At 64.8% G+C, this 12,632-nt stretch carries 9 protein-coding genes; 4 read left to right on the top strand and 5 right to left on the bottom strand.

Features of this window, described 5'->3' with window-relative positions:
* The first annotated feature begins 104 nt into the window (after positions 1-104).
* Both Phou_RS07445 and Phou_RS07440 read left to right on the top strand, forming a co-directional pair.
* Positions 105-2,102, top strand: a complete 1,998-nt coding sequence (locus Phou_RS07445) for a TIR-like protein FxsC (RefSeq protein WP_173054754.1) — start codon at positions 105-107, stop codon at positions 2,100-2,102.
* Between the two features lie 2 nt (positions 2,103-2,104).
* Positions 2,105-3,412, top strand: a complete 1,308-nt coding sequence (locus tag Phou_RS07440) for an AAA family ATPase (RefSeq protein ID WP_246273736.1) — start codon at positions 2,105-2,107, stop codon at positions 3,410-3,412.
* Between the two features lie 826 nt (positions 3,413-4,238).
* On the opposite strand, the gene Phou_RS50960 is transcribed toward Phou_RS07440, so the two are convergent.
* Together Phou_RS50960 and Phou_RS50955 are read right to left on the bottom strand one after the other, a co-directional pair.
* Entirely contained in the window at positions 4,239-4,568 is a 330-nt protein-coding gene (locus tag Phou_RS50960; RefSeq protein ID WP_218578840.1) for a hypothetical protein, read from the bottom strand.
* Positions 4,569-4,572: 4 nt separating this feature from the next.
* Positions 4,573-5,166: a hypothetical protein gene (locus Phou_RS50955; protein ID WP_218578839.1), complete on the bottom strand. Its 594-nt coding sequence runs from the start codon at positions 5,164-5,166 to the stop codon at positions 4,573-4,575.
* 1,259 nt (positions 5,167-6,425) lie between these two features.
* Between Phou_RS50955 and Phou_RS54340 the strand changes: the two genes are divergently transcribed.
* Together Phou_RS54340 and Phou_RS07430 are read left to right on the top strand one after the other, a co-directional pair.
* The gene (locus Phou_RS54340; protein ID WP_281365008.1) at positions 6,426-6,551 is read left to right on the top strand and encodes a hypothetical protein; all 126 of its coding nucleotides are present in this window, start codon (positions 6,426-6,428) and stop codon (positions 6,549-6,551) included.
* A gap of 179 nt (positions 6,552-6,730) precedes the next feature.
* On the top strand, positions 6,731-7,588 hold the full coding sequence (locus Phou_RS07430; RefSeq protein WP_173054749.1) for a hypothetical protein: 858 nt from the start codon (positions 6,731-6,733) through the stop codon (positions 7,586-7,588).
* A gap of 348 nt (positions 7,589-7,936) precedes the next feature.
* Here the strand turns inward: Phou_RS07430 and Phou_RS07425 are convergent, their stop codons facing one another.
* The 3 genes from Phou_RS07425 to Phou_RS07415 all read right to left on the bottom strand — a co-directional run bounded on the left by Phou_RS07425 (position 7,937) and on the right by Phou_RS07415 (position 12,187).
* A complete protein-coding gene (locus tag Phou_RS07425; RefSeq protein WP_503827001.1) occupies positions 7,937-8,731 on the bottom strand; it encodes a DUF8453 domain-containing protein in 795 nt (264 codons plus the stop codon).
* Between the two features lie 983 nt (positions 8,732-9,714).
* On the bottom strand, positions 9,715-10,965 hold the full coding sequence (locus Phou_RS07420; RefSeq protein WP_173054745.1) for an IS701 family transposase: 1,251 nt from the start codon (positions 10,963-10,965) through the stop codon (positions 9,715-9,717).
* A gap of 103 nt (positions 10,966-11,068) precedes the next feature.
* Positions 11,069-12,187 carry an IS630 family transposase gene (locus Phou_RS07415; RefSeq protein WP_173054743.1) on the bottom strand — a complete coding sequence of 373 codons (1,119 nt, stop codon included), beginning with the start codon at positions 12,185-12,187 and terminating at the stop codon, positions 11,069-11,071.
* Between the last annotated feature and the right edge of the window lie 445 nt (positions 12,188-12,632).

Here is a 12,632-nt window from a genome sequence, read left to right as displayed (position 1 = left end):
CCTGGTCAAGAGTAGTCAGAGACCGGCCTGACGGCAGGGCCGTGGCTCAGCGTATCGGGCATCTGGTAGGAGTGGACACGGCTAGTTAGCCGACTGGAGGCTAGGTGCTCTTCTTCCTCAGCTACGCACGAACCGCGACGCCTGATGGTGATGTCCTGCGGTTCTTCGCCGATCTCAGTGCGGAGGTGCGCCTATTTACCGGAGAGGCTGAGGACGCCGAGGTCGGGTTCGTCGACATCGGACGCGGGGCGAGCTGGTCAGAGCCGGCGGTGGAGGCGCTCTCCACGTGCGCGGTCTTCGTTGCGTTGTGCTCACCTGAGTATTTCCGCCAGCCGGTGTGCGGGAAGGAGTGGGGGGTCTTCGCCGCACGGCTGGGCGCCTACCAGCGGGCATATCACCAGCCCGCGCCGGCTCTACTGCCGGTGCTGTGGGCGCCAACCTCGTTCCCACCGGTCGGCCTTGGCCCCTACACCGATCTGCAGTTCGGGCCGGCGTACCCAAAGATCGGGCTGCGCGCCGTCGCGCGTTCGCAGGCCGACCGTGACGACTACCTCGAGACAGTTACCGCGCTGGCGCAGCGCATCGTGTCGACGGCCAGCTCGTACCCGATGCCGGAGTCGATCCCACGCCCCCAATTCGACGAGGCATTCGAGGTCTTCGCGGTCTGGTCGCCCCCGGCTGCGACCGATGATGCCGCTGCGCGAGCGTCGGAGGCCAGGGCGATCGTGCTGGAGGCGTTTGCCGCCGCCAGCCGGCCGATCCAGCCGACGGAGGTGGCCGAGCTGTTGGTGCCTGGCCCGGTCTGGGTTTGCACCGCTTCACAGCCGGATCCCGGCGAGCTGACCCGTTTCCAGGACGAGCTTTCGGTGGGCCGCACTGGTTACTTCGTCCACGCCGAGGATCTGGATCGTCCATTGGAGGAGTTTCTCGACCGGCTCCGGATGAGCGGACGAGCGGTCGTCAGCGTACCGCTCCGTGAGCTGCACGCCGCGCTGGAGGACGGGCGGGCCGGGTTCTTCCTCAGCGAGCTCGACCGCGGTTCCGGCAGCCGGGTCAACCTCTTCGACCACAAGACAGCTCTCACGGAAGGGCGGTTTCTGTTCGGCCGCGACGCCATCCTCAACACCGTCGGCACCGTCGTTGACCGCGGCGAGCACGTCTTGATCACGGGACTGCGCAAGGTAGGTAAGACCAGCGTGCTCAACGTGCTCCGGCAGCACCTCGTCGGCCTCCCGGTGTGCAAGGTGGACCTGCAGCAGTTCAACCGCCGTAGCCCTGACGAGTACTGGCCGGGCGTGCTGTTCCGGCTGATGGTTCAGGCGTTCGACAGGTGGGGTGGGGCAGGCGGGCAGCGGTGGCCGTTCGTGACCATCGCGCCAGCCACCGGGAGTGACCTGAAGCGGGAGCTTGACCTGCGGTTTGCTCACCCGGATTCACCGGCCCGCCTAGTCGTGATGCTGGACGAGGTGGAGATCGTTTTTCCGCGGCGGGACGAGCCGGTCGCGGCGGGGCGGTGGGTCGATGCTATGGGTGCCCTGCGCGCTCTGTCGCAGGATGACCGTCGCGTGGTCGTGGTCGGCGCTGGTCTCCGGCCCGACGCCGTTTACGCTAACGAACTCGGCGATGCGCGCCTGAACCCCTTCTTCGGGCTCTTCCAGGAGCTGCCCCTGCCCCTGCTGGACCGGCCTGCGCTGGCTGACATGGTGTACACACTGGCGGGCGAGATGGGCGTCGACACAACGGCTCCGAGCTTTGTCGAAGGACTCTTCGAGATGACGGGCGGTCACCCCTTCCTGGCCCGCACGATCGCCGCCGAGGCGTACCGGACCCGCTACCATCCATCCCGCCTCGGCGCCGCCGACCTGCACCAGGCAGCGGAACGGCTGGAGCAGGACTACACGATCGGTCGGTTCCTGGAGGGAAACATCTGGCAGCTCATGACGTTCCCGGAGCGCCAGTTGATGCGGGGCGCACCGGTGCACTCTGGTGAGCGTGGGGCGGCCGAGGCACGATTGCGTGCCCAAGGACTGCTCGACGGCGGACGCCCCCGGATCGGGCTGCTCGAGCGCTGGATCCGCAACACCCAACCCCTGGACCGGTGACGATGCCGAACCCGCTGCGCGCTACCGACCTCTTCGTCGGCCGGCAACAGCTTCTCGCCGAGGTCGCGGAACTGCTCGACCAGGGACAGTCCACATTGCTTTTGGGCGGACGGCGGATGGGAAAAACCACGCTGGCACGGGAACTCACCTCCACACTGGTCGGACGCACAATCGTGCGGACCGACGCGGCCGGCTGGGGCCTAAAAACCGAGGCCTCAGCGCTGGGGGCACTGCTAAGTGTCGTGAGAGGGCAACGGGAGACTGAGCACTCACAGGCGACCTGGGACGACATCGTCGAGGTGCTCGAGCAGCACCGCCCCCTGGCACTGGTGATCGACGAGGCTGACCGTATCCTCCAGCCAGCGTGGGGGCCGGGCTTTTTCACCTTCCTGCGCTGGCTCGACGACACGCACCTTCGCAGCGAGCTGGCCATCCTTCTCATCGGCGGGCCGGCGTTGGTGCTCTTCCAAGATCAGGAGCAGGGCGGCTCGCCACCGCTCAACACAGCCGAGCAACGCTACCTTGAGTCGCTCGACCGCGACGCGGTGGCTGAGCTCGTCCACTTGGCCGGCGGCACCGTTCCCACCGAAGAGGTAATGACGCTCGCGGGCGGCCACGCATGGCTGACCACCCGCCTACTGGCCGAGGTCTGGCAAGGCCGATCGCTGGACGAAGCAGCCGAGCCGATCCACGAGCGGGCGGCCTCGACCTTCCATTCCTGGCAGCACCAGCTCGGCCCGCGGGCGCTCGAGTTCCTGCGCACCTTTCCGCCGCAGGGACTGCGGCCGACCGACCCTAACTGGGCGTCAAGCCGGGAGTCGGCGCGGTTCGCCCGATGCGTCGGTGTGCTGCGCCAGGAGCACGGCCGACTCTGCCGTGGGCCGCGGATATTCTTCGACTGGCTCGACCACCAGGACCCGGACGCGATCCGGTGGGACATAGCAATCGCGTTCGCCCCGCAGGACGAGGAAAAGGCCCGTACCATCCGGGCTCACCTGCCTGACGACGCACGGACCTACTTCGCACCAGAGTCCACCGTAGACGCCCGGCGCAGCGACGATCAGCGGCTGCTGCCGAATCTCCATGGTGTCGCGAGCCGCTTGGTCCTCGTCATCTCAACCGCTCACTACGTCGCCAACCACTGGCGGCACGACGAGTACCTGTACCTCGTCAGCCGGGGCCTACGCGCTCACTTCGTTGACCTAGGCCGGCTCCCCACATCCGCGAATGGTCTGGCGCACTATGGCACCACGCCAAGCGAACTTCAGCGACTGGCACACACGCTGCGGCAGGAACTCGGCTACGCCTGAAGACCGCTGCGGCGAAGAGCGACGACGCGGTATCCAACCAAGACGAGCGAGACTGGAACGAACGGCTCTGGCATTGAAACGACCGCATCGTGGGCGGGGCGCCCTGGGGCCGCCGGCTATCGCCGTCCGATTCCAGGCAACAGCCAGCCGGATGTCTGCTGTTGTCGTCGGGTACCTGCCCCGGTAGTCGGATGAGAACTACCGTAGTCCAATGGGGCATGCTGTCGTCCCGTGAACGCGTTGCGGGTGCTGCGGCGGGTTGGCGTTCAGGATCTGGCCGCTCGCGTACACCTCCCGCCTGGTGACCGCTGTCCGAGCCGTGGGCTCCGAAGCGCGGCGCCGGCTGCTGCGGCCGTGCACTCGTCGGCCGTCCCCGGACGATGGGCTCGCCTCCGAGAGGCAGTGACAGCGGTCGCGGCTCTTGCCGCGCTCCTGTTCAAGGCGCTCCTGGAGCACCGATATCCCCCTTCCCGCCCCTGCACCCAGCGGTGAGTTCAGCCGCGACTGCGGACTGCCTGATGATCGACCGGCTCTCTGCGCACGCTTGGCTGCGCCGAGAACCTTCGGATGGGCGGTAGGTTTAACAGCCAGCGACGTGGCCGGCCATCGCAAACACGGCCACGTCGCCTCACCGCAATACTCTTCTGCCGAAAGTAGTGTGCTCGCATCCGACCGGGTCAACGGTCGACAATCCGTGGTGCCGACTGGCGTTGAGGTTGAGGCAGTCGCGCCCGGGGAGCATTCTGCTTCGCTTCTGATCCAGGTGAGCTGCCTGAAGGGTGCCGGGAGCTCGGTGGTTCGGTGAGGCGTCAGGGGGATGGCAACGTCACGCGTCGATGCGCATCCAGATGTCGCCGGCGCGAAGCCATAGGATGCCGTCGCGGCCTTGACCGCATCGTTTTACCACGGGACCTGGTGTTTCAAGGATCTTGTGTTGCGTCGTCGTCAATGAGCCGTCGATCAACTCGGCGCGGGTCACCGCGATGGAGTTCTTGTTGTGGGCTCGCTGGGTCAAAATGGCGTGATGGCCACGTACGGCCAAACCGTCGGGGGCCTCGACCGGACAGGGCCAGGTGGTCACCTCGCCGGTCGCGGGGGTGATCCGGGTCAGGAAGGTGCCCCTGGCCCCGGGTCGCGAGTACCAGGCTAACCACACTTGGTCACCTTCTGTGGCGGCGCTGAAGCCTGCCAACGGCCACTGTGGAAGGCGTCCGTTCGGCGCCCACAGGGGTCTGACCTTGACTGTCCCAACCGGCGAGGCCTGCCGCGGATTGCGCGTGGCTGCCGTAGATGCCTTCGTCACCGTAGGCCGTCCAGACCGATCCGTCTTTGCCCGACACCAGAACATCGACGTCATCACCGATGCAGAAGGAGTCTTCGACCGCACCCTCGGTGGAATACAGGAGTGCGTTCGGCTTCCAAGATCCTTTCTCGTCCGTTTGGGCTCGGCCACTTACGATGAGGAGCCGGCCGTCTGGTAGGAGGGCGATATGGCTGGGCCGTATTGGGATCGATGTAATGGTGCGGTGGTCTATTGTCCCGTCGGTTTGCCGGATCGTCAGCACGCCGTTGAAGGGCACCTCGGGCATCCAGCCCAGCCATCCAGCGGGCGACGAAGCATGGCTCAGTTGCCGTTGATTGACGAACAGTACTGCGAGCTGCTGTGACGGGCTCACGGTCCACCACAGCGGGCGTCCCCGTAGCTGAATGTCAGCTGCGGCTAGCTGCCAGACCTGTTGCACCGCGACCGTCACTCAGTCCTCCCACATGACGTTTCGTATGTCCACGCAAGCGTACGGACCAAGGGGAGAGCTGATGCCACGGCCTCAGCGTCAGCCCGTGACTACCGGTTGCACGGTCACGGCGTCGTGACGGACGAGGCGTTCTGATGGTGCGACCAAACCTGCCGTGGAGACCGATCGGCCGCGCTCAGGCTCACGACGCGGGTGCGGCTTGCCGCAGCGCCATGGCACGATCAAAGCGTGACGGCGTAGCACGTGAGCTCGCTGATCTCCGCGCATGGCTGCGGTGGCGCTCGCATGGTGGAGCGCACGCCGGGCCCGCTGGCCTCACCCTTCTCGACGTGCCATCCGATCGCGAGTTGATGATGAAGTCAGACGACTTCGAACGCTCGCAGATCAGTCGGACGCCGCCCAGCAGCCTGCCGAGTGACATCCGCTCATGCCGCGTCCCGGCGTGGTGATGGCCTGGGCAGCAGTCGGCGATGTTGGCGGCCGATTGTGGTGATGTGGGCCGCTGGGGGCTTTGGCGCTCATGTGGGGCGTCCGCGGCGAACGAGGTGGCGGTGGGTTGCCGCGCGGCCGTGTGTGGTGCGTGCCGGTGCTGCCGCGGTGGCTCGGACGTCGTCTGGTGGGGTGTGCGGCTGGTGGGTGTGGGGCGTTGTCTGGGTGGCGCACAATCGTCGCCGTGGTGTGGTGGCGACGCTCGTGTCCGGTGCGGCCGGTTGAGCAGGGCTGGATCGAGCGGTCGATGGACTGGTTCGTTGCGGAGTTTGGCCAGCAGCGGCTGCATGGCGAGGTCGTGCTGCCGACAGACGACTACTTTCCTGGCGCCTATGAGGGCAGCCGTGACGATGTGCGGGTAGTGCTGGAACGGCTCTGTAGGCACATGGACGTGGATCCGGCTCGGGTGGAGCTGGAGTTCGAGGTCGTCGAGGAGGATCCGGGTCTGTCCGGGCGGGTGCCGATCCATACACAGTGGAGCGGTGCGGCTGGGCATCACCGGGTCCGGGGCGGCCGGTCGGTGATCGGGATCCGGGACGATCAGGCGCGCCAGCCGATGGCGCTGGTGGCGACCGTCGCCCATGAGTTGGGGCATGTGCTGTTGCTGGCCGATGGCCGTGTCTCACCCCAGCGTGAGGACCACGAGCCGCTGACGGACCTTCTTCGGCCTGGGCATCTTCGCCGCGAACGCCGCATTCGAGTACGGGCGGGAAAGCTGGGGCGAGTACTCCTACACCAGCAGCAGCCGCCTGGGCTATCTGACCGAGCCGATGTACGGGTACGCGCTGGCCCGATATGCCTGGCTGCGCGGCGAGACCGACCCCGCCTGGAGCAGATACCTGGACACCAACCCACGGGCGTACCTCAAGCGCGGCCTGCGGTACCTCAGACAGTGAAATTGGTCGGTCGGAGGCTAAGACCGTTCCAGGACCACCGATACGGTCATGAGAGACCTGTCAGCTCGGATCGTCAGTCACTATCATGCCGAGATGAGTGCAATCGGTGATCCGAGTTGGGAGCTTCGGAACCGCTTATCATGGTTGTGGGAAGGCTGACAGTGAGAGGACTGCCCAGAATGACGCTTGTTGTTGCATGGTTGCGCAAGAACGATTCTCTCTACGAGCTCGTAGTCGCCTCCGACTCGCGCATCAGCGGTGGGGAGTCGTGGGACGCTTGCCCGAAGGTTATGGCACTCCCACGACCCGGCACTGTTATGGCCATGTCGGGCGACGCAGCCGAAGCATATACTTTCCTTCTCCAGGCGATCAATACTTGCAATCTCTTAGACGGCAACCTGACTGGCCGGACGGGACTGCGCTACTTCGCCAAGAAACTTCGCGATGCCTACGCTGATCTACGGAATCACGTTTCCGATCTGCCGTTCGGACAGAAAAAGGCGGACACGCCGAAATTGGATGTCGCGGTTTTCGGATGGTCGTGGCGCGATCTTAGATTCGAGGGATACTCCTTTTCGTACGACCCGGAGGGCGTTCTCCGGATGCACAACATCCCCAGCCTTCGGCGCGAAGCTGCCTATCCGCTGCATCTTATGGGTGACGCCGCGTCTGACGCTCGCCGTCGCATACATCAGTTGATGAAGGTTCGGGAACTCCCTCGACCGATGAGAGGCGACCCTGAATCGTCCCAAGTGGCACATGACGCATTCTTGCAATGGGAACCGCTAGAAGTCATTGTGGAGATGGCACAGGACGAAGAAGCTCGAACAGTTGGCGGTACACCGCAAGTTATTCGGATCTACCAATATGGCCAAGCGGAGGCATTCGTCTGGCGAACCGACGACGCCGACTACTTTGGGGGTAGACCCGTCCAGTCGCCAGAGCGCTTTGATCGTCGAATAATGCGCCTTCAGCAGGGAGAGGTGGTTACAAAATTTTCGGATAGATCCATCTACTTTGGCGCCGAGGCGAGTTAGCGCGCCAGTAGGCAAAGCGTTCCATAGGCGTTGATAATCGCTTCTTGGGGCGCCCGGGGGTTCATGCCCCAACCTCGACGCTGCTCGGCTGGGCAGGGCGCCCGTAAGTGCTAACTGGGGCGTCAAGCTGATGCCAATAGTGCTATCTGTATCAAGCAGGCGTTAAGCAGACTAGGCATGAAGCCGTGCGGCGGCGGGAGGCCGTTAGGCGTCTATCGGGGTCGACGCCGTCGGTTCACGCTACGCTGGTAGACACCAATCAACCGATCTGTTGCAGGCGCAGGCCGATGGCGGTGAACTGCGGGGCTGTACTGCCCAACGACGTGCCAGCTGTCCTGCCGGCGGCGCTCAATCCGAAGCGGTACCGGGGCCGGTATCGACGGCCGACTCCGAGTCGTCCGACCTCTTGCCGTTCTCGCCATTGGATTGTCCGGCGAGCCCTTGCTGCCGCAGTGCGTCGAGTCGCGCACGGTGGTTGGCTAACTCTTGCCGCCGCCGTTCGTCTATTGCATCGCCGTCCCGGACGACGACCTTGAGCCCGCTGCCGGTTCTCTCGCCCCACTGCTTGACTGACTTTTCGATCTCGCGGAGTGCCTTCGCGGCGTGATGGATCGTGTAGATCTCAGTCCACATCCGGCCCGTATACATCGACAGATCGAGAACGGACTCGACGGGGTCGACCTTCCGGCCGCGCATGTCATTGAAGTTCAGTGCTAGCTCGTAACGGGCCGGAAGATCTGTTTCCTTACGCGAGAGCCCTGAGTCGAAGAACGTCCTCCATTCCTGTCCCGGTGCGAGCAGCGGCAGCCGATCGAACATCCATACGTCTTCCGTCTCTTTACCGGTTCCGATGCTGTGCTTGAGCTTCGGATTTGACGTGGGCATGACGTCCCGCGCGCCAGTCGTACCGAAGTTCTTTACCACCAAATCGATCAGGTGGTTGCTTACCTCGCTAGGCTCGAAGCAAGCCATCACGGACGGCTGCGCTTGTTCTTCGCGAACGCGTCTCGCCTGACGGATTGGAATGATGCTGAGCAGCAATGCGGCAAGTGCAATGAAGAAAGTCGCAAGGCTTGCGGCGGCAGACCAGTCGTCGGCCGTCCATTTTCCACGGTTTCGAAAAGGTCGGACACGTCGGAACAACTCCAGGTTTGTTTATAGGTTCGCCGATTTGCGAGCGAGGGTAGTTTGGGGCGGGAGCCGAACGGCGTAGGAGACGCCTGAAATGCTCGGACTGGATTCCGAGTCGACGGAGCAGGCTGGGCGGTGCGCCGGCCAACTACTGGAGTACTTCGAAAGAAGGCTGGCGTACGGTGCACCTACCGTCGAACTGTCACCGCGCAAGCCCGACGGTGCAAGCTCCGGAACTAACGAAGTATCTGAACCGTCGCCGGGCGTGACGTAGGCGAGAGGTACGAAACGGCGCGAGCTGACAATGACTCGATCTTGAGCGTCCTGAGGCCCGGCAACCACGTCTGCAGCATAGTTGAGCCGGTGCTCGTCGTAGCGGACGGAGGCAGTCGTTGCGATGATCCGTTTCCGGTCCCACGCAGGCGCGTTGGCCTACGCTGGCTCCAGTGCACGGCCAATCAACGCGATCGCCCGTCAAGCTTGGGTCGTGTGCACATCTAGCCGCGAACCGTGCGTCCGTTGCTCGTAAGATCACGTTTACTCTTTGTGTCGCAATCCGCTCGTTCGAGTAGTCACGATGTGATGCTGATTGTTGGCGACCGGGCCATCTCGTCACTGGTCAAGAGATGGCCAGCTGACGTCAAGCACGTATGGGTGTATGTCGTACTGCGGGGCTACTTCCGCGGACAGGCTTCGCAGGTGTTTGAGGAGCTCGTCTTTGTCGCCGTGGGTCTTGGGGGAGCCGGATGGGCGTTGGTCGGGGGAGACCCAGTACACCAGGTAGATCCCATGCCGTTGCCCGGTCGCGACGAGGTAGCGCTGTACGAGCTGATCGTGCAGGGACGTGAGCAGGTCTCTGTTGGTGGCTAGTAGTGCTTTGTCATGGTCTTCGGCGGTCGTGCCGTTTTTGTGGGGGAAGCGGGTCCTGCAGGTGGGGCAGGTGCCGATGAGGTAGGCGAGTAGGTGTTGGAGGCGTCGGAGTACGGCGTAGAGGGTCATTCCGGCGCTTGGGTTTTTGGGTTCAGGCGTTGCAGGGTGAGGAAGGCGTGCGCGGCGGAGACGAGGGTGACGTGGTGGTGCCAGCCTTGCCAGGTGCGGCCTTCGTAGTGGTCCAGGCCGAGACCGGTCTTGGCTTCGCGGTAGTCATGCTCGATCCGCCAGCGTAGTTTGGCCCATCGGACCAGGGTGCGTTTGCTGATGTGTTTGGGCAGGTTGGACAGCCAGTACTTGATGGGCTCCGCGGCGCCGGGTGGCCATTGGGCAATCAGCCAGGCTTCGGGCAGGTCGTGGCCGCGGTGCGCGTCCCGCAGGACACGGCCGGCGGGTCGCACACGCAGGAACACGAACCGGGATGACATCATCTGCGGCCGGCCGGCCCGGTGGCGTGATCCTTGCCGCCAGGTCACTCGGCGGGCCGCGCCGGCACCGGCGGCGGTGACCAGCTTGGCCAGCGTGGATACCGGATCTCGGTAGCGTGGTTGCGGCGGACGCCCGGTCCAGCTTCGCGGGATCGTGGTGCGGATGGCCTCGACCGGGTAGGCGTTGAGATCACCGCTGACCTGCACCACATAGGACAGTCCGCGCTGCGCCAGTTCGTGCCGGAACTGTGCGTTGTCACCGTAACCGCAGTCCGCGACGATCAGCGGGCTCTGGTGTCCCCACCCGATCAGCTCGTCGATCATGTCCAACGCCAGACGCCACTTCTCGCGGTGCCCGATGTCGTGGCCGATACCGGCCTTACGACGCCGGTCGTGCACATCTTCGGCCGCGTTCGGCGAGGTCGGATCCCAGGACTCGGGCACGAACAACCGCCAGTCGACCGGGCACGACGCGGTGTCTGTGACCATGCTGACCGACACCGCGACCTGGCAGTTGGTCACCTTGCCCGCGGTACCGGTGTACTGGCGGGCCACGCACGGCGACGCGGTTCCGTACTTGAGTAGCCCGGTGTCATCAACCGCCCACGCCACCGGACCCACGGCCTGCTCGACCAACTCGGCGATCCGGGCCCGTACCGGTGCCACGTCCCACGGGCTGTTGGTCACGAAATGGTTCAACGCCTGCTCATGCACCCCACCGAGCCGGCTCGCCATCGGCTGGATCGACTTACGCCGCCCATCAAGCATCAGCCCTTGCAGATACCAGGCCGCTCGTTGCCGCCAACCACTACGCGTCAGCGACGCGAACACCTCAGCAACGAAACCAGCCAGATCCTCACGCAGACGCTCCACCTCGACAACGTTCACGCCTCAACGACAACAGCCCGAGCACTCGAAGTCACCATCAACCACCCGAAAGTGACAAAGCACTACTAGTGCGGTGACCAGAAACGTTCACCGGGTTTGGTCGTCAGGCGGCCTTGGTGCGGGGTCGGCCCCAGCGTTGTTGGCGTTCGCTGCGGATGCGGGCGCGTTCGCGGCGTTGTGCGGTGAGGACGTCGGGATGGCGGGCGTTGGCGTTGCGCCAGCGTAGGTAGGCGTGCAGGGCGCGGGCTAGGACGGTGTGGTTGGGGTAGTTGGAGTTGGCCATGGTGAAGGCGCGTAGTGGTCCGAACTGGGCCTCGATCGGGTTGGCCCACGAGGCGCTGGTCGGGGTCAGGACCAATTCGACCTTGTTCCGCGCGCACCAGGCCCGGATCGCCGGGGTCTTGTTGGCGGACAAGTTGTCCAGGATCACGTAGATGGGTGCGCCGTCTGGGCGGGCGGCCCGGATCGTTTTGAGCGCGGCCAGGGTGTGGTCGCCGCCTTTACGGCGGCGCATCACGCCCCAGAGTTGGTCGTCGCCGAGGCTGTAGCAGCCATGGAAGTAGCGGATCCCGTGCGTGCGGGTGTAGGTGGCTGGCAGCCGGTCCGGACGGGTCTTCGGCGACCACGACGAGCCGTGGTGCGGGCGGATCGACAACGGCCCGAACTGGTCGAAGGCGAAACACCGGTCCGGGAACTGCGAAGTGACCTGCTCGATCCGGTCCAGCTTGGCTTCCTTGTTCGGATCTGATGATTCTTTCCAGGTGCGGGTGCGTTGGAACGTGACGCTGTTGTCGCGCAGCAGTTGCCGCAGCCGTTCCCGGCCGACGATGACCCGGCGGACGGGGTTGTTGGCCAGGTAGTCGGCGAGCTTGCGGATGCTCCAGCGGGTGAACGGGCGGCCCACCTTGGTGGGCCGCCCGGTGGCCGTCGCGACGACGAACTGCTCGTCGTCTGTGCTGATTCGGCGGGGACGGCCGCCCGCCCAGTTAGGGTCCAGTGCGCGTAGCCCGATCTCGTTGAAGGCGTGGATCACGTCCCGGACGGTGTCCTCGTGCGCGGCGACCAGGCGTGCGATCGCCGGCGTCGGCGTGCCGGACGCCGACGCCATGATGATCATGGCGCGGCGGACCCGGATGGTCCCGTGCTTGCCCCGCCGCACAATCTGTTGCAGCCGGCGGCCTTCCTCATCGGTCAGCCGCCGCGCTCGTACCGGCTCAGCCATCCACCCACCTCTCGACAGCGATGTGATCGCTATCGAGCGTGCCGACCATCCTGCCGAAACCGACCGACCACGCCCGGCGTGTCAGCAACCCGGTGAACGTTTGTGGTCAGCGCACTAGCTTCGCTTCGATGATCACGGTGGCGGTGCCTGTGGGCGCTGTGAGAGTCGGAGTATTCATGGTTAGGTCGATGCGCGTGCCGATGCCACTGACCTTGATGCGTTCGACTTGGTTCTCTCGGCTGAGGATGACGCGGTCCTTGCCAAGTCGATCCGTTAACCGACGTCGTATCCAGTCGGTGATGTCGTCTTCGCTGCCGAGCGTCTTGCCGTCGTGTGACCACAGGTCGCGGAAGCTGCCGTTGCGTGAGAGATCGTGTTGGAGGTCGCCGAGATGGTCGACGACTGTTCACTGTTGCGGGCGCGGGGCAGGCCCGGACGAGCAGCC

This window comes from Phytohabitans houttuyneae, assembly GCF_011764425.1.
Classification (GTDB): domain Bacteria; phylum Actinomycetota; class Actinomycetes; order Mycobacteriales; family Micromonosporaceae; genus Phytohabitans; species Phytohabitans houttuyneae.
This window is presented reverse-complemented; position numbering and strand designations above follow the sequence as displayed.